Here is a 26,354-nt window from a genome sequence, read left to right on the forward strand (position 1 = left end):
ATTTTACAATTTATTGTTGTCATCAGGAAATACAATCACGGGCTTATACTGCTTAGCTTCCTCAAAGTCCATGGAAGCATAAGAAATAATAATCACCACATCGCCAACCTGCGCCTTGCGGGCAGCAGGACCGTTGAGGCATATATTACCACTGCCTCTTTCGCCTTTGATCACATAGGTTTCTAGCCTTTCACCGTTGTTAATATTGACAATCTGCACTTTTTCATTTTCAATGAGATTAGCAGCATCCATCAAATCTTCATCAATGGTAATGCTACCCACATAATGAAGCTCCGCCTGAGTGATTTTCACCCGATGGATCTTTGATTTCAATAGTTGAATTTGCATCGCTTTTTTGAATTTGCCACAAATTTAAGGATTTATATTGGTAAGTTATCGATCAACCTCACATCTCCTACAAAAGCAGCTGTACATAATGAGTAATTTTTCAGATCAACCTGCTCTATATTGGCTTCGGAGGCTATTTCAAGGCTATTTGTCTTTACTAATTCGAAATATTCCAGCCGCACACCAGAGCATTGATCAAACTTATGAGTCACTTCAATCTGTATATCAAACCATGATCTGCCGGCCAAAAGTTCCACACGGGCTACCCTCAGCTGCTGGCTCAGGAGTATTGCCTTGGCACGATCCTCCATGCTCAGGCGTCTATTGCGGGAGGACAAAGCCAGGCCATCCTCTTCGCGGACCGTTGGGACGATGACCAACTCCAGTTGGAAACTTAGGTCTTCCACCATTTTACGAATAATGGCCACCTGCTGTAAGTCCTTTTGGCCAAAAAAAGCAAAATCAGGCTTGGTAATATTAAATAATTTGGAGACCACCACGCCTACTCCATTGAAGTGCCCGGGGCGAAACGCTCCTTCTAATATGGACTCCAAATATCCAAAATCAAATTTCAACATCGGGGCTAGGGGATACATCTCCTCAGCTTCCGGCGCAAAAACAATATCCACCCCTGCCTCCAGGAGCAGGGCAGTATCCTCCTCGATGGTGCGGGGATAAGCCTTAAGATCCTCAGGATTATTGAATTGGGTGGGATTGACAAAAATGGACACCAACACGATATCCACTTGTTTTTTTGCTGCTTTCACCAAGCTGATATGGCCCTGATGCAAGGCACCCATGGTGGGTACCAGTCCTATTTTGAGGCCTTCCTTACGCGGCTGGGCAAGCTGCGTATTAAGCGCTTGAATGGTATGGAGTATTTTCACAGATTTTTGGATTACTACTGACAAAATAGGAGCAAAAGTAAATTATTCTGGACAATATCAACGGGTTTTTGTATTTTTTTTTGTATCTTTGTAGTCCCGTATTATCCCTCAACAAAAAAAACAAGATATGTCCAAACTTCGTATTCTCTACGTAGCAAGTGAAATCAACCCATTTCTTCAAACCTCGGAAGTCGCTAACTTCGTTAGGGCTTTGCCACAAGCAATGCAGGAAAAAGGAATGGAAATCCGTATTCTTGTTCCGAGATTTGGTTTGATAAACGAAAGAAAGAACAGGTTGCATGAAGTAGTAAGGCTTTCAGGAATCAACATTTCCGTAGGGGATGAAGAGAAGCCCCTGATCATTAAGGTAGCCTCAATACCTAATGCAAAACTTCAGGTATATTTTATTGACAATGAAGACTATTTTCAGCGCAAGAGCGTTTTCCATGATAAGCAGGAGAAGTTCTATGAAGATAATGACGAAAGAGCCATTTTCTTCTGCAAAGGCGTGATAGAAACGGTCAAAAAACTAGGCTGGGCACCCGATGTGGTACACTGCAATGACTGGATGACCAGTCTTATTCCTCTCTATCTGAAGACCACTTACAAAAACGAGCCATTATTTAAAAATACAAAATCCGTATTCACTATTTATAATAACGGATTTAATCATAAATTTGGCGATGACTTGTTAGAAAAGGTGAAGATGGTGGATATCGACGACAGCATTTTGGCCCCATTGAAGTCCAAAGACTTCGAAGGATTCCTTAAGATAGGTATGGAATACGCAGACCTAGTCATCAAAGGAGGCGAAATCTCTGACAGTCTGAATCAAATTATTGAAGAGTGCTCTAAAGATAAAAAGTGTGAGATTAACAACGAAGACGAAGACGAACAACTTTTTGAAAGTTATTACAACATCTATACAGACCTGGCAGGCTAAGCTAGCCGGGGCTTTAGTATTATCTACGTCAATTATCAGTTCATGTGCAGATCCGTCTGATATCGGATTAATACTTGATCCAAATGCTAACAGAATAGGGGTTTTCTATGCAGAAATACCCCTTTCTGCTTCTTTGGTGGATATAGATAGCTTAAATACTACCAACCCTTATGTGTTTACCGCAGGGGGAGATATCAGTGATTATTTTGGCACCACCGAGGCCACCGCTTATTCCAGGCTGAACTTTAGCACCTCCGCCATCGTACCCGATGAGGATGCCCTATTGGATTCTGCCCGATTTAGCGTGGATGTCACCTCCCTCACCGCGGAGGACCTCGATGATGCCAAGACCTTCTCGGCTCATATGCTTACCGAGCAGATCCTGGATACTACCTATTATAACTTTGACCATATCCCTTACCAGGAAAGCCCCTTCGCTACCGGAAGTTTTATGTTGAAAGAAAACTCAGATACCGTCCTGCTGATGAATATGGACGAAGCATTGGCAAACGATATGTTTACCAAGCTTAAATCTGATGATCCGGTATTTCATGATATATTTTCTTTTAGAAATTATTTCCCGGGCTTCGCCCTAAAGGGAGCTCCCGAACAGCAGACGACCATCAATGTAAGACCTGGAGTCTCCACAGGAATCAAATTCTACTATAGAAATAGCTCAGAAGATACCGTAAGCAGCATTTACACTATCTATTCCAGCAACTCCAGGCACTTCAATGGCATGGTAAACGATGCCACAGGCACGCCTACCGAGATCATCAAAGAGAAAAATACCGCCTATGACCCCGGTCAGATAAAAGGGAGTAAATCCCTCCGTGGACTGGTTGTAAAACTGGATATGGAGCCACTCTCCAATTTCCTTGATACCGTCCAACAAGTGGTATTCAACTATGCGGAGATATCCCTGGGACCAGTAGAAAACTTCCCTGAAAGCAAGTATGTGCCGAGCTATATGATCGCCTACTTTACCGATGACACCAATAAAATCCTTACCAGAGAATCTGATGGTGCCTTGTATAGCATTCAGAGTGGATCCTTCCAGGTGGTGACCGATGAGGATGGAAATGTTCTCCCATATATAGGCACGACCACGACCAACCCACTGATATTTAACTCCGAAAAATTCACTTATTTCCAAATAATAACCGATTATGTGGATGGCTTATATCGTAATGATGTCATGCGCACTGATCTACTCTTATACCCGCGTACCCCTAACAGCAGTGCATCCCCACCTTACTCCAACGACATAATCCGCTCGATGAGAGAATATGAGGTAAACCAGAACTCTATCAAACTCAAGATATATTATTCTAAACTTAACTAATCTTATGATTTAGCGATAAAATTAATTTCGGACCCTAATAATAAATTTTTATGTGTGGAATTGTTGCCTATGTTGGCAAGCAGGAAGCCCTGCCTGTCATCATAAAAGGCCTTAAACGCCTCGAGTATCGGGGCTATGACAGTGCCGGTGTGGCCTTACTAAATGAAGCCGGCCTAAATATTTACAAAAAGAAGGGGAAAGTTGCCAAATTAGAAGCCTCTATGGCGGGCAATCCTCACCTTCATTCTCACATTGGTATCGGGCATACAAGATGGGCCACCCATGGTGAACCCAATGACGTCAATGCTCACCCTCACTACTCCTCCTCTGAAAACTTTGCGATGATCCATAATGGGATCATTGAAAACTACGATGTACTCAAGACTGACCTGATCAATAAGGGGTACACTTTTCACAGTGAAACAGATTCCGAGGTTTTTATCAATTTTATCGAGGACATTTATCAAAACAATAACTGCAGCTTAGAAGAAGCCGTGCGCCTGGCCCTACACAAAATAGTAGGAGCCTATGCTATTGTATTGATGAATAGGGAGGAGCCTGACACGCTTATTGCCGCCAGGAAAGGATCACCTTTAGTAATCGGCGTGGGTGAGGGAGAATTCTTCCTAGCCTCTGACGCCACCCCAATCGTGGAATACACCAACCAGGTGGTCTATCTTGATGATTATGAAATCGCAGTAATCCGCGACGCCAAATTGCAGATCAAGACCATCGAGAATGTGGAAACCCACCCCTATATCAATAAACTGGATATGGAGCTGGAAGCCATAGAAAAGGGAGGTTACGATCACTTCATGCTCAAGGAAATCAATGAGCAGCCACGATCCATTGCCGATTGTATGCGAGGGAGACTTGATGCTCGCTCTGGCCGACTGATCCTGGGCGGTCTGCAGGACTATATGAACAAGTTCCAAAATGCCGACCGCATCATCATCACCGCCTGCGGGACTAGCTGGCATGCCGGACTCGTGGCAGAATACCTCTTCGAGGAATTTGCCCGTGTACCCGTAGAAGTCGAGTACGCCTCGGAATTTAGGTACCGGAATCCGGTTATTAGCAGCAAAGACTTCGTGATAGCAATAAGCCAATCTGGAGAAACTGCCGATACCCTTGCCGCCATAGAGCTGGCAAAGGAAAAAGGAGCTACGATCTTTGGCGTATGTAATGTGGTGGGATCCTCCATCGCCAGAGCTACCCATGCAGGGTCTTACACCCATGCAGGACCAGAAATCGGCGTGGCCTCTACCAAGGCATTTACCGCCCAGATATCCGTATTGTCCATGATGGCTCTGATGCTGGGCTACCAAAGAGGTACCCTCTCAGAAAGCAAATACATGACCTTGCTTAGCGAACTGGAAGCCATCCCTGCCAAAGTCGAAAAAGCCCTTAAGCTGAATAAGAAAGTAGAAGAAATCGCTGCGCAATACAAAGACGCCAGAAACTTCCTCTACCTAGGCCGGGGCTATAACTTCCCTGTGGCACTGGAAGGAGCACTAAAACTTAAAGAAATCTCCTATATCCATGCGGAAGGATACCCAGCTGCAGAAATGAAGCACGGCCCTATCGCACTGATAGATGAAGAAATGCCCGTGGTATTCATCGCTACCAAGGACAGCTCCTATGACAAGGTGGTGAGCAATATCCAGGAAGTGAAAGCCCGTAAAGGAATCATCATCGCCGTGGTCACTGAAGGGGATGAAACCGTCAAGAAAATGGCCGATCATGTGATCGAAATCCCTCCTGCTCATGAGGCTTTTGTGCCGCTGATCTCCGTGGTCCCTCTTCAGCAACTATCTTATCACATCGCTGTGATGAGAGGCTGCAATGTGGATCAACCTCGAAACCTAGCCAAATCGGTGACGGTAGAGTAATAGATCTGACTCATAACAAAAATAAATAAACAGGTAAGAGAGGAATCCCTTACCTGTTTTTATTTCTGGCTGCTCCCAAAAGTAATGCCTCATACGCCGTGCAGCCCCTAGCCATAATCCACCTCCCCTAGCGCATAACTATAGTCCGTTAGACTTATACCCTATACCTCCTCCCTACTAGACATGGTATATATAAGTTACTTTCTAAGGACTATGCATTTTTACAAACCCATCGACTTTTAGCATTTTCTATTGTCATTGCACTCCGTAAATCATATTTCGATTTAAAATAAGTAGATTACAGCCTGATGTGCGACCTTCATTTGGTCAGGAGAAAATAGCAATGGCTTGATTTCTTTTATTTTGCCCTGAAGGGGCGCCATCAAAAAGCTAAAATAGAATATCAGGCAGCATGGCAACTATATTCACGGAAGCCATGTTACTTTATTTCAACTAATTTTTGAGCAATTGAAAGAGCAGGAAAATACGGTCCAGAAGGACCCCGGTCTTAGAGAATGGCTACTATTGGTATTTCTCTCCCTGGTATGGGGGAGTTCTTTTATCTTGATCAAAAAAGGCTTGGTCGTCTTCTCACCGGGAGAAGTGGGAGCCTTCAGGATCGTCAGTGCCGGTTTGGTATTATTACCACTCGCCCTTCCTCGGCTCTCAAAGCTGAACCGAAAGCAGCTGGCCAATCTATTTGTGGTAGGCTTAGCGGGCAGCCTGATCCCGGCATTCCTATTTGCCACGGCTCAGACCCAGCTTAGCAGCAGCATCACCGGTGTGTTGAATGCCCTTACCCCCTTATGCGTTGTTCTTATTGGAGCCTTATTTTTCGGGGCAAATATTTCCAAACAGAATGGTCTGGGCTTAATCCTGGCATTATTGGGTGTTTTCATCCTTATTGGAAGCAAGGCAGAGGGCAGTTTTAACCCTATCAAAGACATCAATGCCTATGCATTTCTGGTAGTATTTGCCACTATATGTTATGGTTTTAATCTCAACTTCATTAAGCATTGGTTTGTGAAATTGAAGCCCTTAGAGATCACGGCAATTTCCCTGGTCTTAGTCCTTCCGATTGGCATCATTTACCTGATTGGTTTTACGGACTTCGTCGATCAGGTGAAATCCAGCACTGATGCCAAAATTGCGGCGGGATACCTTAGTATTCTCGGGGTATTAGGCACGGCGATGGCCCTGATCATCTTCAATAAACTAGTGAAGTTAGCCAGCCCGGTATTCGCCAGCATGGTGACCTATCTGATTCCGGTGGTCGCCATATTCTGGGGTATTCTGGATGGAGAAGTTCTATATACCGGACACTATATTGGTATGCTGATCGTAATTGTGGGCGTATGGATAGGAAACAAAAAGAAGAAGAAGGGGAAGAAAGAGCCCATTACTGCTGCCCATTGATTTTATTTCGCCAGGCATAGGCTAACATCGGCAGCTGGGCATAGCTTTGCACCCCCGCCTTGACCCCCTGGGATTTCAGGAATATATCATTGGACTTGCGGGAAAGCTCCAGAGAATATGCTTTTATTTCACGGTGGTTTTTTGCCATATCGATCAGGTCATTCCTGAGGCCTATGCTGAAGGTGGTCAGGAACTGCCTATAGCCAGCGGGGTCCAAGCGATACAGGTCATTCAGCTGATAATTGAGCAGTTTTAATTGCCCAGAGTACTTGAGCAGAGCATTATCGCTATGGCTGCAGATCACCCAGCCAATAAAATTTGCTTCTCCTTCATTGGTCACACCATAGCTGTGAGCCATTTCATGAGCGATAGTAAAGGGCTTTTCCAGCGGATGCAGCGTAGGGTCGATATAGCTCTCGCCCACAAAGGGAAAATAAATTCCCAATATCCCCAGTTTTCTCAGCATTCCACCGGGCATGATCTCCTTGGTCCGTGGATTACCCGTAAAATTCAGGCCCATCATATACAGATTTTCACGGATATTGGCCCGAACGACATTCTCCAATTCGGTATAGGGAAGGGTGCTGCCAATGGCTAGGGTGTCGTCTGAGATATCGTTTCTTGTTTGATGCAATAGATCTCTGGTCAGGCTGAGCTGCTGGACCAGTGTTTCTTTATCCAAAGGCACAGGCTTCAGTCCGAGTTGCTGGAAAATCGGCACGCGCTGATAGTTAAAACCCCATAGCATCAGAAAAGCAAATACCATCAGTCCGGCAAAGTTCAATAAACTCTGAAGGGTATAAATCAGCTTTTGTTTCCAGCCATGGCTCTTATAGAGTCGGTAGAAATAATAGCCTAGAGCTATGATGATGGAGGCAAAGAAAATATAGACGGTAGGAAAGGGAATCCTAGCGATACTCATATCAATAATATTACGGATCGCAGGAAAGAAATCCCTTGAATACACCCTTTCTGTCTCTTCGGGTGCGCGACTCGCAAAATATCGGATCACCAGGCATATTACTCCAAGTGCTGCCCAGGTCCAGTTTCTCTTCAGCATAATTTTTGGATAGAAATCTCGGCAAAATATACGCAAAAAAAAAGGCCATTCACCTTGATGAATGACCTTTTAAAGTTTTTTAAGAAAATTAAACGCCTTCAGCCTCGACAGATTTTACCTCTCCAGGAAGCATGCGTGTCAGCAGGTTTTCTATCCCCGCCTTGAGTGTCACCGTACTGGAAGGACAGCCTGAGCAAGAACCCTGCAAGAGCACCTTTACGACTCCCTCATCAAAGCTATGGAAAGTAATGGCTCCACCATCCTGCTCCACAGCCGGACGGATATACTCATCCAAAATCCCCTTGATCTTCTTCACCGTTTCGCTGTCATTTTCATCAAATAATGGATCACTGTCCAGCACCACTGTCACCGCAGGCTTGCCCGCCTCCAGGTATTGCTTGATATGATCTCTGATGAAATCCTGTATTTCAGGCCATTCCAACTCCTCCTTCTTGGTCACAGTGACGAAGTTGGAAGCTATAAATACTCGCTCCACCGCCTCAAAATTAAATAATTCCTGAGCTAAGGGAGAATTCTCAGCACTCTCGGCCGTAGGGTAATCAAAACTCACCCCCTCATCCGCCAGCATAAAGTTCACTACGAACTTCAATGAATTTGGATTAGGATTGGCCTCCATATATAGATGAACTGGTCTCTTTTGTGCTTGTAACATGGTTTGGTAATTTTAGCTATATAGCAATTCAAACATAAGAACTAATTATTAGTTCCTATTTCTCCACAATTTATTATTCGGTGCTGGTCAGCGGGTTTGACTTTCGGATCAATCCATCCGGCAGCTCCCCTTCTGTACTCGCCACCACAGTACATACCGTGGCATCACCAGTGACATTCACCACAGTACGGAACATATCTAATATTCTATCTGGAGCCAAGATCAAGGCCAAGCCCGCCGAAGGAACACCGATCGACTCCAATACAATCAAGAGCATGATGAGTCCGGCACCAGGCACCCCTGCTGTCCCTATGGACGCCAAGGTAGCGGTAAGGACGATCATCAATTGCTGAGAAAGGCTCAGGTCTAAGCCTAATGCCTGCGCAATAAATACGGCTGCGACCCCTTGATAGAGGCTGGTGCCATCCATATTTATGGTCGCGCCTAGTGGCAATACAAAGCTGCTCACTTCCTCAGACACCCCTATCTCCTCCTCCAGCTGCCTCATGGTGACTGGCAGAGTCGCGGAGCTCGAGCTGGTAGAAAATGCTAAAAGCTGAGCCGGTCTAAGAGCCGCAAAGAAATCCTTATAAGTCACCTTGGTAAACAGCTTCAGAATACTTGGATACACCACCAAAATCATGATGAGCAAGCCCGCCACTACCAGAAGACTGTATTTCAATAAGGCAAGGAGTAATTCTATCGCCGAGTCGGGATTATCCCCTGCGATCTCCACTATCAGAGAAGCCATCAAGGCAAATACCCCATAGGGAGCGATCAGCATAATATATCCCACGATCTTAATGATGACATCATTCAGCCCATCAAAAAAGGCGATGACCGGGGAGGCTTTGGACTTGGGAATCTCCAATAAGGCTATCCCCATAATGATAGCAAAGAAAACTACCTGCAGCATGCTGGCATTATCAGTAGCCGCAAGAAAAACATTCTGAGGGACGATGTCCACCAGAGGCTTCAGTGGGCTTTGCTCCTGGAGCTCAGCGACCTGATTGCTCTTATCCCCCACCACATCATCGTACATGGTCATGAGGTTTTCACGGGTCTCTGGCGGTAGGCTTTTGCCCGGGGCAAATACATTAACCAGAACGAGGCCAAGACTCACGGCGATGACCGTGGTGATCATATATGCTCCGATGGTCTTGCCACCGATACGGCTAAGTTTAGTAATATCACCCAAATTAGACACCCCGACTATCAAAGAGGCCAGAACCAGAGGCACCGCTATCATCTTTAGGGCATTAATGAAGATCGTACCAATAGGCTTGATATAATCTATAACAAAATCCGGTGAAAGCTCTGCCTTGACCACCACTAGGCCAACTATTAATCCCAAAATCAATCCTATGATGATCTGGGTGTGAAGGGGTATCTTTTTCAGCATACTATTTGGGTTAAATTCCTAAACATCCAATTTATTCATTCGACTCAGTAAAAGAAAGTCCGCTAGGACCAATGCAGTCATAGCTTCCACGATCGGTACGGCACGTGGCACTACACAAGGGTCATGGCGGCCTTTTCCAGATACCGTCACATTTTCTCCTGCTTCATTTACACTATCTTGATCCTTCATGATGGTCGCCACTGGCTTAAAAGCCACCCTGAAATATATATCTTCTCCATTCGAAATACCACCTTGTATGCCCCCAGAATTATTGGTCCTGGTCCTTACACGCCCTTCATCCATATAAAACGCGTCATTGTGCTCCGATCCCAACATGGTCACGCCATCAAAACCACTTCCATATTCAAAGCCCTTGACCGCATTGATGCTCAGCATCGCCTTGCCGAGGTCAGCGTGCAGCCGATCAAATACCGGCTCGCCAAGGCCTACAGGCACCTGTCTGGCCACGCAAGACACCACTCCGCCTACCGTATCCCGGTTTTTTCGGATTTCATCGATATATTCTATCATATCCTGAGCGATGATGGGATCTGGACATCTTACGATATTCTTCTCAATCTCGGAAAAATCTAGCTCTTGGTAGGGTTTATCTAATTTTATATGTCCAGCCTGAGAAACATAGGCATTGATTTCTACACCAATATGCTTCAAGTAAAGCTTCGCTACAGCCCCTGCTGCCACTCTGGCGGCAGTTTCTCTGGCACTGCTCCTGCCTCCACCACGATAATCCCGCGTGCCATATTTCTCCTGATAGGTGAAATCCGCATGGGAAGGACGGTATTTATCAGCTATATGTGAATAATCCTTGCTCTTTTGATCAGTGTTCATGATCACTATGGCGATAGGTGTCCCGGTACTTACCCCCTCAAACACCCCTGAAAGTATCTGACACTCGTCCTCCTCCTTCCGCTGCGTAGTGATCTTTGACTGCCCTGGCTTACGCCGCTGCAGTTCCTGACGGATAAACTCCTCGTCTATTGGCAATCCTGCAGGGCAGCCATCTATAATGACGCCAAGCCCTTTTCCATGTGATTCACCAAAGGTGCTTATCCTAAATACTCTTCCAAATGAATTACCCATTACTTCCTTTTAATAATCATCACGAGCAGTAAAATCACTGCGCCGATAAGTAACAAATTGATAAAAGCCGAAAAATAATACTTAAATCGCTGGTTTAAAAGATTATTATCCGCTAGTTCTATTAAATCGTATATTCCGCCAAGCCTTGTCGATGAAATGGACTGATTTATTTTGCTCTCCCCTACCACATCCAATACCGCCTGTGGCCGCAAGGTATCGTAGGTTTCCTTTTCTGTATTGAAATAGATCCACTCAAAATGATCCCTTAGGCGCACCTCACCGGGCTCATTGACCGTAATATAATATTCGTATTGCTTGATCCCTGATACCTGACCACGCCCTCGGTTGACCTGCTGGCGCTCATTGGGGTCATAAGTGTTCAATTTCTGAATATTGATCTTCCTCGGTGGCTTGATGGTATTGATATTGCCCTCTCCAGATATCCCAAAGGTATAAGTAAGTCCCTCACCTGTCTCCACCTTCTTGGTTTCAAAATTCTCACGCAAGCGGTAATTCCCCACACTTACCTCATTCCTCAATGGATGCGGAGGAAGAGCCTTTACAAAAACAGATTTGCCCGGGGCATGAAACGTTTTGAAATCCTCCTGTCGGTTGGAGCCGAAAAAAGAAGGATTCTTCGCTACTTTATATTTGATCATCTCCCAGTTGATACTCGGAAGCTTTATAGCCCCTTCATTAAAGGGGTAAAAGGTGGATTCATAGACCTTAAATCGAGTCCAGTTTTTACCATCTATGGTCACTCGCTCAGCCTGAATATTAGTAATATTGAAATTCTCTTCCCAGGCATTCGTTGGCTTGATTTTTTTGACGATCGCCTCCAGCTGCTTGCTAGGCTCATAGAAGTCAAATGGCGCCTGGTTGTTTTCGGACATATAGAAAGCCAGGCTGACATTGAAGCCCTCACCAATATAGATGCTGTCCTTATCCACGCTCATCGCAAAAAATGCCTCATCATCAAGCTCTACAAATTCCTGATCCTCACTTTTATTCCGCCCAAAAAATTCATCAAAAGGATCGGTGCTCTTTTGGGAATTGGACTTGCTCTGGCTAGGCTCCACCACCGTGATGGCCTTCCCAGGACTGGAAACCGCCTCCCCATTGATCTGAATAGTGAAATTAGGTAATTTAAACGTACCCTTTTTGGCAGGTTTATAGTACTGCACGATGCTATTGGTACTGCTCATCTGCCCATTGATCACATTCATGGAAGAAGACTGGGAAATCCCCTGCTTCTGGAAACCGGGGATTTCCGGGAAAGAGTCATAGGACTTTATTTTTTCGTCAGAAATAGTTATTTTTATACTGAACGTTTCATTAAACCCTATTTCATCTGGGCCTAGTTCTATTTTCACTTCCTGAGCAAAGGAATTTGAAAAAACAGCAGTCCATATAAATACTAGGGAGAAGAAAATTTTCGTTATTTTCATAGGTAAGCGACATACTTTAGATTGCAAATTAACGAGTATATTTTAAACGTAACAAATTCAAAGTATTGTCATAGCCAAAATTAAGATTGTTTCACTATAATAATTAGTATGAGCCATGATAGAATATGTTAAAACCATTTTGCTCAAGGTGAGTTTTGACAAGAAACTTTTCGAGAAAGAGTTAAGGAAAGGCCTCAACATGTTGACGCCTCCTGAGGTTCAGGAATTTAGAATATGGTGCTACAAGACTTTTGCAAAAATTTATCTGGGGGTACTCAATAAATATTTTGTAAAGCTTACTTGAAGTTAGCGGCCTCGCATAGCGGGGCTTTTTTTTGTCTATTTCTGAAAAATTTTGATTGAAAATAAAAAATTGTGATCAAGCAGAAAAATTATGCAGCTTCTATATTTCCTTTCCATATCCCTTAAGTATTAATAAAGCCTAATAGCGGCCTCTTATCACTTTGAAAAAAATCAGAAAACTCTTTTAGATCACTTAGCCTGTTCTTCTACCCTCACTTGCATATTTCAAAGCTCTTTCACATTCTTTCCCAGTACCTTCAAGCGTCCCAGTATATTTACCACAAAGGCAAAAGCAATTGGTAGTAAGGGTACAGCTATATCCGGCCTCGTCCTGATTTCTACCGACTTCAGATCATGGTTTTGGGAAAAGAAATTCCCCGATGCAATTAAGAATATCACTATTGCCGCAAAAAACGTCAAATTTGTGTTCTTAATAATACGTCCTATCACCAGCCATATTCCCCCATTTAATAGAGCACCAAAATACATAGGCAAAGAAAATTGATTCTTAAAATCAATGCAGTCTAATTTCTTCAATTCACTAAATAATATTATCGGATTAGTATAGATAAAAAACAATGGTCCAGGACTTCCGCCTTGGACCATTACTATAAAACGCTTAGGACATTTGTTGAATTATTTCATAAATCCTCCATCGTCACCACTGGAACATCCTTAGCAGCAGCGGCCTTCAATTCTTTATACTCAACTACTGGAAACTGGTACCCCTCTTCGGTAAGCGGCCATAAGATGGGGCTTAGGTTGAGCACCGTGGCTAAATACCCCTGCATGATCGCAGCCATATTACCCGTTCCCTTGGATAGGGCGGCCTCATTTTCTATTTCAAATGGACCTCTAAAGCCTCTTTCTTGCAAGACATTTATAAATTTCCTCCAATCCATGCTGTCCCCAAGGCCAAAGCCAGGTAAAGTCGCTTCATAATGATGCCGGTCCCATTCGCTCTGAGGAAGGGGCACCCCTGCACTAGCGGCCAATGTGGCATTGACCTGCTGGGTAGGGTACATATTGCCCCAGAAAGGGTCAGAATTATTCCTTGTGGACTTGACATGGACCCGTTTTAGCCGGTTCATATCAGTATGCCGGATCACCTCCACAGGGTCCGTCTGCTGCCACACATCATGCGAGGGATCATAGATCTCCCCATGAGCGGCACTAGGGACGAGCTCATACATAAGCTTCCGAGCAGCCAGCACCCCCGGAAGATTATTGAAAGTCCCCGAATATCCCACAGACCTCCAGCCCTCCATCGGGCAATTTTCATACAGAAGCGTAACTCCCAAATCCTCCGCATAACGTACAATAGGTGCAAAAACCCGCTGATATTCTTCCAGATTCTTCTCAAAACCATTCTCCTGATTTCCCAGTTCATGATTATAGCCCACAAAAGTCCCCACATTCACGTCATTGTCATCGCCTCCCAACAAATGAGCCATGCGAATCAATTTAAGAATATGGTTTTGGTTCTTTATCCTCTGCGAAGGCTCACCACCTATCATATTGTCAAATGCCCCTAAGGAAAGGCGTAATCCAGCAGCATTAAATTTTTCGAGAATTTCCTTTGCCCTGTCGGGCGAAAAATGATCATAATCCAAATGCGTAGCTACAAAATCATCACGAGTGCCGTCCTTTCTGAAAACACATACATCCAAACCTTGCACCCCTACCAGCTGGGCTTTTTGGATCACCTGGTCTAGTGTCAATTGATCAAAGGCGGAAGTCATTATCCATATCGGGCTGTGCATATTTTTCACTTTTAGTAAATCAATAAATTAAAAGATAAATTCGGAAAAGCGGTGGTATCAATGGAAGGTATAGCGGATCGAAATCCCTACTTCATCGCCCCACCATCCCACATCCTGGTTTAGGTTAAAGGCAGGCTTATAATCCAGGGAAATATTGATGGGGGCATCCACAAACTTATAATCCAGGCCCAGAATCCCATCTATCCCAAATACGGTATAGCTCTCATCGGGATCATCAAAGGGCGGATCACTTCGGTCTCCCCAGGTGCCCAGATGAGCCCCTCCTCCATAGAACCACCTCAAACCACGGACCTCGCGAATATCCATATGGTATTCATACAATCCCGTCACGATCAAGCCCTTCCACCGGCTATGGATGATCCCCTCAATCGCCCCTTCAGCGGTTAGAAAATGTTTTACCGACAGTCCTGTGGTCACGCCAGCACGTAAGCCCACGCCTGTCCCATAGGTCTGTGCCTGAGCCTCGGGGGCATACAGCATCCAGCTTATGGATAGCAATAATAAGATTCCTAATTTTTTCATAGTTGGTTTTTATTATGCCACAAGATAAAATAAAGTGGGCAATTATCATGACTATTAACCCGATATGGGTGATCAGGGAAGAATCTGCCCCTAAGGATGGAAGCTATCCACATCAGCTAATTTCGATAAAGTTTTGCTCAAGGACAAGTGCAACCCTAGCCAGGGAAAAAGACAAATTGTCCTATTCAGGGGTAAAATCTATCCCTCGAAACCGGTCTTTGGTGCTATATAACTTATGGCAATATCGGGCAGGGAGGCCTCACTTATACTGCCGATGAGATAATAAAAATGAGCTAAATTTCGCTTTTAACGAGTCAGCTATGAAAAAGTCAAAATCCCCGCTGGCGTCAGGCAGTAGTCTAAGGGGACATCATGATCCTCCACCTCCAACTGCTCTTCGGGGAGGAAATAGGACAGGCCGATTTTGACGGTAGAGGGAGACAAATCAGCCAAAAATCGATCATAGAATCCTTTACCATAACCCAGTCTATTGCCACTGCGATCATAGGCCAATAAGGGGATGAAGACCACTTGCAGCAATTTGGGATCGGAGAGTTCTTCCACCTGGACGGGGATAGGAATGCCCCAGGAGTCCTCGTGAAAAGTCGTTTGGTCGCCGATTTTCACTGTGGACATCCCTCCATCCGCAAAATCTGCAATGGAGGTATATACCTTCTTTTGAAGCCCAATCAATTCTTCAATCAAGGCTAAAGTATCAATTTCATATAAGCGCCTGATCGGCAAAAAAACATGGATATGCTTCCATTCTGCATGTTCACTAAGCAGCTGTAAGGCTTGCCTTGTAATTTCCTCTGACAGGCGGAGACGCTCGGAATCGCCCAGCTGCTTCCGCCGCTGTTTATAGAGATTTCTTAAGCTCTGCTTATCCTTCATCTTCATGCAGGATAATATAGGTAAACTCCAGCGGGTCAAAATGAGGGTATAACTTATCGATAAAAGAGGAATCCGCCAGATAAAACTCCAGGAAATTCACCTTTCTTTCCTGGGCGGTACCTCCGGGGAAAAGCACTTTTTTCACGTCCTGGATTCTTTGCAGCGCGATATCCATATGTTTCTCCTCGCCTTTTCTCAGTTTGACCGCATAGTGATCCAGCACCTTGCCAGCACGGACTTTTGCGGCTTCCGCCGAATTCTTCAATGTCGGATCGATAGGAGCACCCTTCTGCGCCAATCGCTCAAAAATGGCAGCCAAGGCTTTCTTTTCTTCTTCTAAGTCCAGATCAGACTGCGCATGCTCACGCACATAAGCCTTCTTTAGGCTTTCATACGATTCAAAAAGCTGAGGATATTCGAATCCCAATTCAGAGATTTTATGTTTTGTTCCTTTTGGAAGGATCATAGCAAAGTTTCTAGGCATAATCGCCGGCACCTGCACCCGGTAATGATCAAATACTGTCTTCAGCTGCAGCCAGTAGGCCACCTCTGCAGGACCTCCCAGATAGGCGATATTAGGTAAGATCACTTCCTCGTATAGTGGCCTCAGCACCACATTGGGGCTGAATCTCCATGGCTCATTTTCCACCAATTCCAGCATCTGCTCCTTAGTGAAAGTCTGCCCATTATCCACCAACTCAAAGCCCTCATCGGTTTTCAATATGCGACTTCTTAAGCCCTTGTCTAAATAGAAGAAATTGATTTCTCTCGGGTAAATCTGGCTTTTATAGCCCAGCGCCTCCAGTTTTTCACTTTGCTGCTGCACCAGGTCATTGGCGACGGGAGCACTTAGCTCTTCCTTAATTACAGGGACAAACAGGCGCTTCAGAGCTGAATCATGTCCATCTACAATAAGTAAGCCCTTTTCTCCAAAGAGGTGATTGACATAATGCCGAACGGCAGTGGAAAGGTTTTTGGTGTTTTTATAGGCAGTTTTGAAAAAATCAGGGGCAAAGCTAAGTTCTTTCAGCAGGGATTTTAGCTCCTCATCAATGGTGAAATCTCCAACTGCCCCAGTTTGGAGGGAATTCCATTGGTATTTTTTACCTTGGTAATTGAAATAATTGATTTCTTCAAAATCGTGATCCTCAGTAGCCATCCAATATACTGGAACGAAATGATAGTCGGGATACTGCTGTGAGAGCTGCTCCGCTAGGCGGATAGTACTTACGATTTTATAGATAAAGTAAAGTGGCCCCGTAAACAAATTCAGCTGATGTCCGGTGGTCACCGTAAAGGTTTTGGAATCTCTCAGGCTGTCGATATTGGCGAGGGTGACCTCTTGACAGCTAATATCAAGGTATTGGTCCTTAAGGGCTTTTGCGAGTACTTCCCGCTGAGCTCCCTCCATGTTTTTCTGCTGGATCAGTTCTTGGAAGTTTTCCAAGGTAGGAAACACATTATAAAAAGGTATGAGCTGATCCTTCTGTGCGATATAATCCAAAAACAAAGAAGAAAACTGTCCGGTACACTCGGGCTCTACAGTGGACTTTAACATATAAATTGAAAATTTTTACTGGGCTGAAAAGGGCTTTAGGTGTTTAAACTCCATTATAAAGGGTAAAGTTCGCATTTTTCCTCAAAAACCATAATCGGTAAATATATAGTTTGGGAAGAGAATTATTCCTGTTTAATAGTATCCATAATATTATAAACAGGCCAGTGCATCTTCTTGGTAATTTTGTAAGAAGAAAAACAAAGCAAGCTCCGGGAAATCGGCAAAGCATGTTTTGGATAATAAGAAATTTATATCAGGACCCAGAAAAAAGGAAATAGTATGAGTAATAAAACTGAAATAGGCGTAATCGGCATGAGCTGCGCCGGCTGTGCGAGCAGCGTGGAACAGGCCTTGCAGTCTCATGAAGGAATCTCCTCAGCGCAGGTAAATTTTGCCACCCAAACAGCATTGGTCACACTAAAGCCAGAGGCCAATTTGGAATCTATCCGTAAGTCAGTGCAGGACGCTGGCTATGACCTACTCATTGATCAATCACCCGAAGCCAGCGAGAAGCATCAGTTGGAGGAATATAAAAAGCTAAAGAGAAACACGATTGCGGCAGGGATTTTTGCGGTGCCCGTATTTATCATTGGCATGTTTATGATGGGAATGCCCCATGCCCCACTTATCCTCTTTTTGCTTACCAGCCCGGTGATTTTATATTTTGGCCGGACGTTTTTCATTGGAGCATGGCGACAAGCAAAGCACAAGACCGCCAATATGGATACATTAGTGGCTCTCAGTACTGGGGTAGCCTATATATATAGCACTTTCAACACCTTCTTTCCTTCGTGGCTGAGTAGTCGTGGCCTCGTACCACATGTTTATTTTGAGGCGGCAGCCGTCATCATCTTCCTCATCCTGCTAGGCAGGCTGCTAGAGGCAGGGGCAAAAGCCGGCACGGGAGAGGCGCTAAGGAAGCTGATGAACCTCCAGCCCGATGAAGTGGCTGTGCTGGTGGACGGCAAAGAGATCACCATGGCCACTGCTGAGGTAAAGCTCGGACAGACGGTGCTGGTACGTCCCGGGCAAAAAATCCCCCTCGATGGCAAGCTGAGCCAAGGGAATAGCATCATCGATGAAAGTATGCTGACTGGGGAGCCTATTCCAGTGGAGAAGGCCCCGGGAGACGCAGTTTTTGCCGGTACGCTCAACCAAACGGGAAGTTTCCAGATGCTGGTGGAGCAGGAAGGCTCCGAAACGGTCCTGGCAAAGATCATACAAAGGGTGAAGGAAGCGCAAGGCTCCAAGGCTCCGGTCCAAAAATTGGTAGATAAGATTACCTCCTGGTTTGTCCCGGCGGTATTGGCGATCGCCACTTTGGCCATGGTGGTATGGGGACTGAGTGGAGTGGAAAACAGCTGGCTGCAAGGGATGCTCGCCTTCATTACGGTGCTGGTCATCGCCTGCCCCTGTGCGCTGGGCTTAGCCACGCCCACTGCCATCATCGCCGGAATAGGAAAAGGCGCCAGTATGGGCATCCTGGTCAAAGATGCGGAAGCCCTCCAAAACGGCTCCAAGCTGGACTATATCGCGATGGATAAGACGGGCACCATAACACTGGGCAAGCCTACTCTGCAATCCATCGCCTTTGCCCCAGCCGTAAAGGACCCCGCGCAGATCAAAAATATTATCTACTCCCTGGAATTGCTGAGTGAGCATCCCTTGGCCAAGGCCATCTGTGATCAGCTGGAGGAAGTGAAAAACCTCTCTATCCGGGACTTCCAGTCTCACACTGGCAAGGGAGTCTCTGGTATACCGGAAGGTCAGAAAGTTACATTTGCCATAGGCAAGAAAAACTGGCTGGAGGAGCGAGGCGTAACATCCCCCGACTGGATCAGCCAAAAAGAAGCAGAGGCAGAGCAAGCTGGAGCCACCATTATCTATATGGCCCAGGATCAGGAGCTGATCGCCATGCTGAGCCTTGAAGACCCTGTGAAAGAAGGCTCCGCCAAGGCCATCCGATCCTTGCAAGATGCGGGGATAAAGGTGATCATGCTTACGGGAGACCAGCAAGCCTCCGCCCAAAAAGTGGCTAAAGCGGTGGGTGTAGATGAGTTATATTCTAATCTGCTCCCGGAAGATAAGGCCAGCAAAATCCGCGAACTGAAGGCGGAAGGTCATAAGGTGGCCATGGTCGGGGATGGGATCAATGACAGCGAGGCGCTGAGCCTAGCCGACCTTAGTATTGCGATGGGCCAGGGGACAGACATCGCGATGGATGTGGCGACGGTAACTCTCATTCATGGGCAGCTGCCCGCTTTGGAGTCCTTCATAAAGCTCTCCAAGAAAACAGTCAAAATAATACGACAGAATCTCTTTTGGGCATTTATCTATAATGTGATCGGAATCCCCATTGCCGCAGGCGCCCTCTACCCAGCCTTTGGCTTTATGCTCAATCCTATGATCGCAGGTGCAGCGATGGCCCTGAGCTCCGTATCGGTAGTTACTAACAGCTTACGATTAAGAAAATAAGGAGGGCAGGCCAATGTGAAAGCCCCTTAGGAGGGTAATTATCCCTACTATGGAGATGGATCAACCCAGATTGTAGGCATTCTCAACAGCTATATGATCTCCGCTATGACAAGGCCCAGCCTGCAGTAGCGGAGATCATACACATATATCTGTAAATCATGGTAGAACGAAGCAGGTACATAAAAAATTACCAGTTTTGGCACAATTACAGAGGGTAAGTGTAAGCTTTAAAGGATGTAGGAGACCAGAAATAAAGTGTTGAAGTCCTAAAAGGAGCAAAAAATGAAATTGATAAACGCTATAAAACAGAAATAGAGATGAAGAAATTTAAGACAAATTTGAAATGTGGTGCATGTATAAATGCGGTAAAGCCAGAGCTTGAAAAATTAGACATTGACAGCTGGGAGGTCGATCTAAAGGATCCCGAGCGTGTGCTGAGCCTTCAGGGAGCGGCCACTGCAGAGGAAGTGAAAGGCGCCCTAGCAAAAGCGGGTTATACGGCAGAAGCCATTTAGGACTAATGCCTTGAATATTGGCAGATTTTATTAGATTTGTTACTTCCTCCACTCAACACCTTAAGAGGAACAGATATTTACTAAAATAATAATTTTACTTACTTGTTTTTATCGTCCTAAGTCCAATTCGTGAATTGGATCGTAGTTCCTTGAAACAACCACAAAATATTCATGATCCAATACGAACAACATGTGTTAGAAAATGGGTTAAGGGTAATCATACACCCTGATCATAGCAGCAAGATGGCTGTCTGTAATATCATCTATAAGGTGGGCTCGCGCAATGAAGTGGAAGGAAAGACAGGTTTGGCCCATTATTTTGAGCATTTGATGTTTGGTGGTTCCAAGAATGTGAAGAGCTTTGACAATGCCCTGGAGCGCGTTGGCGGGGAATGCAATGCTTTCACCAATACAGATATCACCAATTACTATGTCACTCTTCCAGCCTGCAATATCGAAACTGCATTCTGGCTGGAGTCCGACCGTATGCTGCAGTTAAATCTAGGCAAGAAGTCTATAGAAACTCAGCGTAAGGTGGTCATTGAGGAATTCAAACAGCGGTATCTAAACCAACCCTATGGAGATGCTATGCATCACCTTCGCAGCATGGCCTATAAGGAGCACCCTTATCATTGGCCTACGATAGGCAAGGAGATCAGGGATATTGAGCTTTTTGACGAGGGAGATATTCGTGGGTTTTATCAGCAGCATTATGCACCAGACAATGCCATCCTGGTGGTGGCTGGGGATGTAAACCCCAATGAGATCCTGCTGATGGCCAAGAAGTGGTTTGGACCAATACCGCCATCCTCACAGGAGCGTCATTCTGTAAAGAAGGAGCCTGTTCAAACTGAGAAAAGAACCAAAAAAATAGAGGCTGAGGTGCCTACAGATGCTTTATACAAGGCTTATCATATGCCTGGGCGAATGGATGAGGGCTATCTCGAATGCGACCTGATCACTGATATACTTGGTTTTGGCCGTTCCTCCTTGCTGGAGCAGCGACTGGTAAAAAATACTGATCTATTTGCCTCCTGCAATGCCTATATCACAGGATCGCTGGACCCTGGTCTGATGATCTTCAGTGGAAAGATGGAAAAGGGCAAGTCCGCTGAGGAGGCAGAACAGGCCTTGGACGAGGTGGTCAGTGAGTTTTTGCAAGGATCCATCCAAGCCTCCATCATCGAAAAGGTGAAGAATCAGGCCGAAGCCATGAAGACCTACGAATCGATACAACTTATCAATCGAGCGATGACCTTGGCGTATTTTGCTGCCCTGGGCACCCCGGACATCTACCAGCTAGAGTATGATCGAAAAACCTGCATCACTGGGGAAAAGATCATGGATACTGCTGCTAAGGTGCTCATACCAGAAAATAGCTCGGTAATTTATTATAAAAGTCAGACCGTCTAAAAGTCGCCTGACCCTGAGAAAAATCCACCCGTCAATTCTCCCTAAGCAAAGAGCCCACAGCATTCCCAAAATAGAGATAAATCTATTATCTTCACCGCATGAATAAGTTTAGAATTGGATTTGGATACGACGTACACCAACTACAAGAAGGATACGATTTTTGGTTGGGAGGAATTAAGCTTGACCATAGCAAGGGAGCGGTGGGACATTCGGACGCCGATGTGCTCATTCATGTCATCTGTGACGCGGTCCTAGGAGCAGCCAACCTTCGGGACATAGGCTACCACTTTTCTGATCAAGATCCCCAATACAAAGGCATAGACAGCAAGATTCTTCTGAGGCAGGTCATGAAACTTCTCCGTGAGAAGGGCTATGAGATCGGCAATATAGACAGCACAGTTTGCCTGCAATTACCGAAGGTAAACCCTCATATTGAGGCCATAAAAAAATGCCTAGCCGAGGTAATGGAAATTGACGAAGACGATATTAGCATCAAGGCAACCACCACTGAGAAATTAGGATTTGTGGGCCGGGAAGAAGGGGTGTCCGCCTATTGCAACGCCTTAATCTATAAAAAATAATACAATGGAAAAGGCTATAAAGCTCATCGAGACAGAGGATGGATCGCATTCCTTATATGTCCCCGAATTGGATGAAACCTATCATAGTTTCCACGGAGCATACCGAGAATCCATCCATGTTTTTTTCCTTTATGGACTGGATCACTGGTATATGCACCATCCACACAAGCAGCCGATCAGGATATTTGAGGTAGGATTTGGCACAGGATTAAATGCCTGGCTGTCCTTGGTTTGGGCAGAGCAGAACAAAATCCCAGTTTTATATCATAGCATAGAGCCATTCCCAATAGAGGAAGAGCTTTATACTCAGCTTAACTACCCAAAATTGGATGAGGACATCAGTCACTACCAAGGGTATTTTGAGGAGCTCCACAGAGCCGAATGGGATAAAGGAGACTCGGTCACCCCCTATTTTAATATGAAGAAAGACAAGACCACCTTGGAGGAAGTAAAGCTATACCCAACGGATATGGTGTTTTTCGATGCTTTTGCACCGAGCAAACAGCCGGAGCTATGGACCAAGGACATTCTTCAGAAGGTGGTGGATGCACTAAACCCGGGCGGGGTATTCGTGACCTATTGTGCCAAAGGCCAGGTAAAGCGAGATCTTGCAGCCTGTGGACTCCAGGTGGAAACCCTCCCAGGACCTCCCGGCAAAAAAGAGATGATCCGCGGCACAAAACTGTGAAAAAATATACGCTCACCGCATCGCACAGTGTAATATCACTTCGCTATGCAGAATAAAGCGCAGCAGCACTAATAAGCGAGCAAAAGAATAAATCAAAAAAGCCCTTCGACCAGTGGTCGAAGGGCTTTTCACATATATAAAGCAATCCACATTAATTTACATCCCAAAATAAACTGTTGGACAATTTATCAGAGGATTGTACTTGAGCATAGTTTTCTGTATTATAGGTCTGCTCAGACCCCGGATACATCCATCTTGATGGAGGTAATGATTGCTGATTAGAGTTATCCACCCAGAAATCCAATTGTAATACATCGAGCCTTCTCAATTCATTCCAATTTTCATTTGACTGGACCACATTGAAATGTAGCCATTTTTGCTCTGCTATTAATCCCAACCTATCCTCAGAAGTACTTGCGCCGTCCCAGGCCACATTATCCATCATGAGATAAGCATTGATGGAGCTTTCGGTAGGAACCACTGGTGCATCCGCATCAGCATTATTACTGATACTTCTCAAGTATTGATAGAAATCTATGGATAGGATAATAGCTTCTTCATAGTGAGACTTGGCCATTGCATCTTGTCCTTGATTGAGGTAATATTCTGCAGCTAGCATATGCACCTCTGAGTCGCTGATCACTCCAATAATTATTATTGATTACCTCTGCATTCTGTCTTATATTTTCCCTGTCCTCAGTTCTTATATTGATCTAATCTTTAAGAATTTTGAACCTCTCTATTATAGTACATCTGTTCTAGCGCGGTTTTAGGTTTGTAATAGCATTTCCTCAATTTCATTTTCATTCAAATCCTTTCATTTTTTATATTGCTTGAATTAAAATCACAGCACCAACATTGGTTAAAATTTTCAATAAAGATACCTTGCTAGTACTCCAGCCATGCTCGCTTCGCGACTTATTGGAAGGTGCCAAACTCCTTCTCCACCGCCTGGTGACGGTACTGAAAAATGTCTTTCAATTGTTTTCTGATAAATAGTGCATTGGCCAAATCACCTAAAATCCCTAGGGGCGGCTGATACGTCACAATATCTTCCATCAATACACCATTCTTAATCGGGCTGATCCTATGTTGATGGTGCCAGATGGAATAAGGCCCTATTCGCTGCTCATCCACAAAATACTCCCCTTCCTTAACATGCGTAATTTCCGTCACCCAATCCAAGCCTATCCCCAGCAGCGGTTTTACCTTATAACTGATAATCATCCCGGGATACATCTTATCCGCTAGCTTAGTGGAGGTGATATCAAACCCCATATGCTCTGGAGTGATTTTACGGAGGTTTTGTGGAGAGGAAATAAAATCCCAAACTTCCGTCACGGACGCCGGAATCTTCTGTGTGGTAAATAATTGATAATGCCCCATTGGTCGATAAATTTATAAGTCAATCTCCTAAAGAAACAAACGCCAAGTCCAATAAATTAAATAGTCATCCCTGACCCTTCCATAACTGGTAAACCTGCAAATTGTTTCCCCCTCTGGATTCCTAAAACCCTACCATTATACAATTATTGGTAAACGGTGAATTGTCACCTGAGATACGCCCTAGCCTATGCGCTCCAAATAGTTACCCTTCCTTTAGCTAACGCTTCGCCAGCATGACCAAAGCCAAAATGATAACTAAGTACAGCGAGCTTAAGCATTAAGCCACCAAATGCTAATATTCAATATTGAAGCAAAGGACACCCAAGCCAAATAGGGGACTTGCAAATAAGCCGCCCATTTATTGATAGCGGCAAACGAACGGATCATATAAATAATCATCCCCCATAATATGAGAATCTCTATGGCAGCAAGGCCTATGAGGTGGAAATAAAAAAAGATAAAGCTCCAGCAAAAATTAAAAACTAACTGAATGAAAAAGACTTTTAGCGCATCCCTTCTTTCCTTTCCTGCTGGGGAAACCCATATTAAATACAGACTGAGTCCCATCAAACCATATAATATAGTCCATACCGGACCAAATAAGTTGTTTGGAGGATTAAAACCCGGCTTTTCAAGTGTAGAATACCAGGTCTCAATATTACCAATATTGGCTATTCCAGAAATGCTTCCTATGATAACGATCCCTGCGATACATAAAATGAGGTGAATCCAATTGATCTTCTCTTTTTGAACTCCTAAAATGGTCTCCATAAATAATAAAGTTTAACTAACCAGTACTCCCATTAAACCAAATAATGTTCCAATTGTTTAGGATAGGATGCTAATTGCTAATTGGGAATGCGCTAAACTTCACTTCTAAAACCAGAAAAATATTAGGGCATCAAAACCACCAACTACTCCCTATTACAAGCTTTCATAAGTTGACTAATCAAGCGGACATCAATCCACCTTCTAAGTATTCTTACCAATGAAAAGAGGGAAGTTTTACCTTCCCTCCCTGATTATAATGTATGTCGATACAGAATCCTAAGCATCGAGTGGGTGACTATTCCCATATGCTTTTTGTCCCCTGCACCTATATGTCTTATTTATTAATATTGATGCCATTTACCATCAGTCGAATTTCCGTACGACGGTTTAGCTGATGCTCCGACTCGGTACAGGGTGTCGAAGTACAGTCGTGTACCGGACGGGTTTTGCCAAACCACTCATAGCTAATCCTATCGGCTTCTATTCCCCGACCCACCAGATAATCTCGCACCACCTCTGCACGTCTCTCCGACAGTCCTTCATTATAGCCTTCTGAGCCACGAATATCGGTATGGCCTCCCAGGCTCAGCCCCATCTCTGGACGCTCATGAAGTAGTAGCGCCACCCGATCCAGCTGGCTGATGCTCTTCGGACGTAAGGTCGATCGATCAAAATCAAAATAGACCGTGGGCACATCCATGCTCACGCCTAAATTAGGAATATCACATAAGTCCATTAGGTCTGCTGGTAGTTCGTACTCCTTCCCCTCCTCACTAAAAGCCATCAACACCAATTCACTTCGCCGATTGAGCTGGTACTGCCATTCGGCGCANGGCGCTCCATCAGCGCAGTCATTCACGGGTATTTCTTCTCCAAACCAGGCTTCCTTCACCCGGCCGCTATCGATGCCCTTGCTGCCAAGGTAAGCCGATACGGCATCGGCCCGATC

The 26,354-nt window shown here is 44.9% G+C and carries 25 protein-coding genes; 10 read left to right on the forward strand and 15 right to left on the reverse strand.

The window, feature by feature from the left end; translation table 11 throughout:
- Window positions 1-3 precede the first annotated feature (3 nt).
- Both panD and panC read right to left on the reverse strand, forming a co-directional pair.
- Window positions 4-348, reverse strand: a complete 345-nt coding sequence (gene panD / locus B050_RS0118615) for an aspartate 1-decarboxylase (protein WP_018475476.1) — start codon at window positions 346-348, stop codon at window positions 4-6.
- A gap of 32 nt (window positions 349-380) precedes the next feature.
- Window positions 381-1,235, reverse strand: coding sequence for a pantoate--beta-alanine ligase (panC, locus tag B050_RS0118620; protein WP_026236013.1), 855 nt, complete (start codon window positions 1,233-1,235; stop codon window positions 381-383).
- A gap of 127 nt (window positions 1,236-1,362) precedes the next feature.
- Here panC and B050_RS0118625 point away from each other — a divergent pair, with 127 nt between their 5' ends.
- The 4 genes from B050_RS0118625 (at window position 1,363) to B050_RS0118645 (ending at window position 6,831) form a co-directional block, all read left to right on the forward strand.
- Entirely contained in the window at window positions 1,363-2,178 is an 816-nt protein-coding gene (locus B050_RS0118625; RefSeq protein WP_018475478.1) for a glycogen/starch synthase, read from the forward strand.
- Window positions 2,138-3,523, forward strand: coding sequence for a hypothetical protein (locus B050_RS0118630; protein ID WP_083923303.1), 1,386 nt, complete (start codon window positions 2,138-2,140; stop codon window positions 3,521-3,523). Before B050_RS0118625 ends, B050_RS0118630 begins: the two co-directional genes overlap by 41 nt.
- A 50-nt stretch (window positions 3,524-3,573) precedes the next feature.
- Window positions 3,574-5,415: a glutamine--fructose-6-phosphate transaminase (isomerizing) gene (gene glmS, locus B050_RS0118635; RefSeq protein ID WP_018475480.1), complete on the forward strand. Its 1,842-nt coding sequence runs from the start codon at window positions 3,574-3,576 to the stop codon at window positions 5,413-5,415.
- Window positions 5,416-5,883: 468 nt separating this feature from the next.
- A complete protein-coding gene (locus B050_RS0118645; protein WP_018475482.1) occupies window positions 5,884-6,831 on the forward strand; it encodes a DMT family transporter in 948 nt (315 codons plus the stop codon).
- Here the strand turns inward: B050_RS0118645 and B050_RS0118650 are convergent.
- The 5 genes from B050_RS0118650 to B050_RS0118670 all read right to left on the reverse strand — a co-directional run bounded on the left by B050_RS0118650 (window position 6,815) and on the right by B050_RS0118670 (window position 12,515).
- On the reverse strand, window positions 6,815-7,891 hold the full coding sequence (locus B050_RS0118650) for a DUF3810 domain-containing protein (protein ID WP_018475483.1): 1,077 nt from the start codon (window positions 7,889-7,891) through the stop codon (window positions 6,815-6,817). The two genes, B050_RS0118645 and B050_RS0118650, sit on opposite strands and share 17 nt — an antisense overlap.
- Before the next feature lie 88 nt (window positions 7,892-7,979).
- The gene (locus tag B050_RS0118655; protein WP_018475484.1) at window positions 7,980-8,564 is read right to left on the reverse strand and encodes a NifU family protein; all 585 of its coding nucleotides are present in this window, start codon (window positions 8,562-8,564) and stop codon (window positions 7,980-7,982) included.
- 73 nt (window positions 8,565-8,637) lie between these two features.
- Window positions 8,638-9,966 (reverse strand): dicarboxylate/amino acid:cation symporter, encoded by a 1,329-nt coding sequence (locus tag B050_RS0118660; RefSeq protein WP_018475485.1) that lies wholly within the window; start codon window positions 9,964-9,966, stop codon window positions 8,638-8,640.
- Window positions 9,967-9,984: 18 nt separating this feature from the next.
- Window positions 9,985-11,067: a chorismate synthase gene (gene aroC, locus B050_RS0118665; protein WP_018475486.1), complete on the reverse strand. Its 1,083-nt coding sequence runs from the start codon at window positions 11,065-11,067 to the stop codon at window positions 9,985-9,987.
- Window positions 11,067-12,515, reverse strand: coding sequence for a BatD family protein (locus tag B050_RS0118670; protein ID WP_018475487.1), 1,449 nt, complete (start codon window positions 12,513-12,515; stop codon window positions 11,067-11,069). The genes aroC and B050_RS0118670 overlap by 1 nt, the downstream gene beginning before the upstream one ends.
- A 115-nt stretch (window positions 12,516-12,630) precedes the next feature.
- On the opposite strand from B050_RS0118670, the gene B050_RS23715 reads away from it, so the two are divergent.
- The gene (locus tag B050_RS23715; RefSeq protein WP_018475488.1) at window positions 12,631-12,819 is read left to right on the forward strand and encodes a hypothetical protein; all 189 of its coding nucleotides are present in this window, start codon (window positions 12,631-12,633) and stop codon (window positions 12,817-12,819) included.
- 640 nt (window positions 12,820-13,459) lie between these two features.
- On the opposite strand, the gene B050_RS0118685 is transcribed toward B050_RS23715, so the two are convergent.
- The 4 genes from B050_RS0118685 to bshC form a co-directional block, all read right to left on the reverse strand.
- Complete coding sequence (locus tag B050_RS0118685; protein ID WP_026236014.1) at window positions 13,460-14,581, reverse strand: sugar phosphate isomerase/epimerase family protein; 1,122 nt, start codon at window positions 14,579-14,581, stop codon at window positions 13,460-13,462.
- A gap of 57 nt (window positions 14,582-14,638) precedes the next feature.
- Window positions 14,639-15,124, reverse strand: coding sequence for a hypothetical protein (locus tag B050_RS0118690; RefSeq protein ID WP_018475491.1), 486 nt, complete (start codon window positions 15,122-15,124; stop codon window positions 14,639-14,641).
- 318 nt (window positions 15,125-15,442) lie between these two features.
- The gene (locus tag B050_RS0118695; protein WP_026236015.1) at window positions 15,443-16,018 is read right to left on the reverse strand and encodes a 5-formyltetrahydrofolate cyclo-ligase; all 576 of its coding nucleotides are present in this window, start codon (window positions 16,016-16,018) and stop codon (window positions 15,443-15,445) included.
- Entirely contained in the window at window positions 16,008-17,576 is a 1,569-nt protein-coding gene (bshC, locus tag B050_RS0118700; RefSeq protein ID WP_018475493.1) for a bacillithiol biosynthesis cysteine-adding enzyme BshC, read from the reverse strand. The genes B050_RS0118695 and bshC overlap by 11 nt, the downstream gene beginning before the upstream one ends.
- A 279-nt stretch (window positions 17,577-17,855) precedes the next feature.
- On the opposite strand from bshC, the gene B050_RS0118705 reads away from it, so the two are divergent.
- From B050_RS0118705 to mnmD, 5 genes are all read left to right on the forward strand, one after another.
- Complete coding sequence (locus B050_RS0118705; protein ID WP_018475494.1) at window positions 17,856-20,051, forward strand: heavy metal translocating P-type ATPase; 2,196 nt, start codon at window positions 17,856-17,858, stop codon at window positions 20,049-20,051.
- 317 nt (window positions 20,052-20,368) lie between these two features.
- The gene (locus B050_RS0118710; protein WP_018475495.1) at window positions 20,369-20,566 is read left to right on the forward strand and encodes a heavy-metal-associated domain-containing protein; all 198 of its coding nucleotides are present in this window, start codon (window positions 20,369-20,371) and stop codon (window positions 20,564-20,566) included.
- A gap of 171 nt (window positions 20,567-20,737) precedes the next feature.
- A complete protein-coding gene (locus tag B050_RS0118715) occupies window positions 20,738-21,979 on the forward strand; it encodes a M16 family metallopeptidase (protein ID WP_026236016.1) in 1,242 nt (413 codons plus the stop codon).
- 98 nt (window positions 21,980-22,077) lie between these two features.
- Window positions 22,078-22,560 (forward strand): 2-C-methyl-D-erythritol 2,4-cyclodiphosphate synthase, encoded by a 483-nt coding sequence (gene ispF / locus B050_RS0118720; RefSeq protein WP_018475497.1) that lies wholly within the window; start codon window positions 22,078-22,080, stop codon window positions 22,558-22,560.
- A 4-nt stretch (window positions 22,561-22,564) separates the two neighbouring features.
- The gene (mnmD, locus tag B050_RS0118725) at window positions 22,565-23,248 is read left to right on the forward strand and encodes a tRNA (5-methylaminomethyl-2-thiouridine)(34)-methyltransferase MnmD (protein WP_018475498.1); all 684 of its coding nucleotides are present in this window, start codon (window positions 22,565-22,567) and stop codon (window positions 23,246-23,248) included.
- A 151-nt stretch (window positions 23,249-23,399) separates the two neighbouring features.
- Here mnmD and B050_RS0118730 read toward each other — a convergent pair whose 3' ends face one another.
- The 4 genes from B050_RS0118730 to B050_RS0118750 form a co-directional block, all read right to left on the reverse strand.
- Window positions 23,400-23,891 carry a SusD/RagB family nutrient-binding outer membrane lipoprotein gene (locus B050_RS0118730; RefSeq protein WP_229802468.1) on the reverse strand — a complete coding sequence of 164 codons (492 nt, stop codon included), beginning with the start codon at window positions 23,889-23,891 and terminating at the stop codon, window positions 23,400-23,402.
- Between the two features lie 275 nt (window positions 23,892-24,166).
- Window positions 24,167-24,634 (reverse strand): SRPBCC family protein, encoded by a 468-nt coding sequence (locus B050_RS0118735; protein WP_018475500.1) that lies wholly within the window; start codon window positions 24,632-24,634, stop codon window positions 24,167-24,169.
- Window positions 24,635-24,904: 270 nt separating this feature from the next.
- On the reverse strand, window positions 24,905-25,405 hold the full coding sequence (locus tag B050_RS0118745; RefSeq protein WP_018475502.1) for a TspO/MBR family protein: 501 nt from the start codon (window positions 25,403-25,405) through the stop codon (window positions 24,905-24,907).
- Between the two features lie 334 nt (window positions 25,406-25,739).
- Window positions 25,740-26,189: an OmpA family protein gene (locus B050_RS0118750; protein WP_455423234.1), complete on the reverse strand. Its 450-nt coding sequence runs from the start codon at window positions 26,187-26,189 to the stop codon at window positions 25,740-25,742.
- Window positions 26,190-26,354 lie beyond the last annotated feature (165 nt).

It is taken from the genome of Echinicola pacifica DSM 19836 (assembly GCF_000373245.1).
Taxonomy (GTDB): Bacteria; Bacteroidota; Bacteroidia; order Cytophagales; family Cyclobacteriaceae; genus Echinicola; species Echinicola pacifica.

What these genes read in the sequence shown, in the direction of transcription:
- panD (WP_018475476.1), bottom strand. Translation starts at nt 348, where the DNA reads ATGCAAATTCAACTATTGAAATCAAAGATCCATCGGGTGAAAATCACT.
- B050_RS0118625 (WP_018475478.1), top strand. Translation starts at nt 1,363, where the DNA reads ATGTCCAAACTTCGTATTCTCTACGTAGCAAGTGAAATCAACCCATTT.
- glmS (WP_018475480.1), top strand. Translation starts at nt 3,574, where the DNA reads ATGTGTGGAATTGTTGCCTATGTTGGCAAGCAGGAAGCCCTGCCTGTC.
- B050_RS0118650 (WP_018475483.1), bottom strand. Translation starts at nt 7,891, where the DNA reads ATGCTGAAGAGAAACTGGACCTGGGCAGCACTTGGAGTAATATGCCTG.
- B050_RS0118655 (WP_018475484.1), bottom strand. Translation starts at nt 8,564, where the DNA reads ATGTTACAAGCACAAAAGAGACCAGTTCATCTATATATGGAGGCCAAT.
- B050_RS0118660 (WP_018475485.1), bottom strand. Translation starts at nt 9,966, where the DNA reads ATGCTGAAAAAGATACCCCTTCACACCCAGATCATCATAGGATTGATT.
- aroC (WP_018475486.1), bottom strand. Translation starts at nt 11,067, where the DNA reads ATGGGTAATTCATTTGGAAGAGTATTTAGGATAAGCACCTTTGGTGAA.
- B050_RS0118670 (WP_018475487.1), bottom strand. Translation starts at nt 12,515, where the DNA reads ATGAAAATAACGAAAATTTTCTTCTCCCTAGTATTTATATGGACTGCT.
- B050_RS23715 (WP_018475488.1), top strand. Translation starts at nt 12,631, where the DNA reads ATGATAGAATATGTTAAAACCATTTTGCTCAAGGTGAGTTTTGACAAG.
- B050_RS0118685 (WP_026236014.1), bottom strand. Translation starts at nt 14,581, where the DNA reads ATGCACAGCCCGATATGGATAATGACTTCCGCCTTTGATCAATTGACA.
- B050_RS0118690 (WP_018475491.1), bottom strand. Translation starts at nt 15,124, where the DNA reads ATGAAAAAATTAGGAATCTTATTATTGCTATCCATAAGCTGGATGCTG.
- B050_RS0118695 (WP_026236015.1), bottom strand. Translation starts at nt 16,018, where the DNA reads ATGAAGGATAAGCAGAGCTTAAGAAATCTCTATAAACAGCGGCGGAAG.
- bshC (WP_018475493.1), bottom strand. Translation starts at nt 17,576, where the DNA reads ATGTTAAAGTCCACTGTAGAGCCCGAGTGTACCGGACAGTTTTCTTCT.
- B050_RS0118705 (WP_018475494.1), top strand. Translation starts at nt 17,856, where the DNA reads ATGAGTAATAAAACTGAAATAGGCGTAATCGGCATGAGCTGCGCCGGC.
- B050_RS0118710 (WP_018475495.1), top strand. Translation starts at nt 20,369, where the DNA reads ATGAAGAAATTTAAGACAAATTTGAAATGTGGTGCATGTATAAATGCG.
- B050_RS0118715 (WP_026236016.1), top strand. Translation starts at nt 20,738, where the DNA reads ATGATCCAATACGAACAACATGTGTTAGAAAATGGGTTAAGGGTAATC.
- ispF (WP_018475497.1), top strand. Translation starts at nt 22,078, where the DNA reads ATGAATAAGTTTAGAATTGGATTTGGATACGACGTACACCAACTACAA.
- mnmD (WP_018475498.1), top strand. Translation starts at nt 22,565, where the DNA reads ATGGAAAAGGCTATAAAGCTCATCGAGACAGAGGATGGATCGCATTCC.
- B050_RS0118735 (WP_018475500.1), bottom strand. Translation starts at nt 24,634, where the DNA reads ATGGGGCATTATCAATTATTTACCACACAGAAGATTCCGGCGTCCGTG.
- B050_RS0118745 (WP_018475502.1), bottom strand. Translation starts at nt 25,405, where the DNA reads ATGGAGACCATTTTAGGAGTTCAAAAAGAGAAGATCAATTGGATTCAC.
- B050_RS0118750 (WP_455423234.1), bottom strand. Translation starts at nt 26,189, where the DNA reads ATGGCTTTTAGTGAGGAGGGGAAGGAGTACGAACTACCAGCAGACCTA.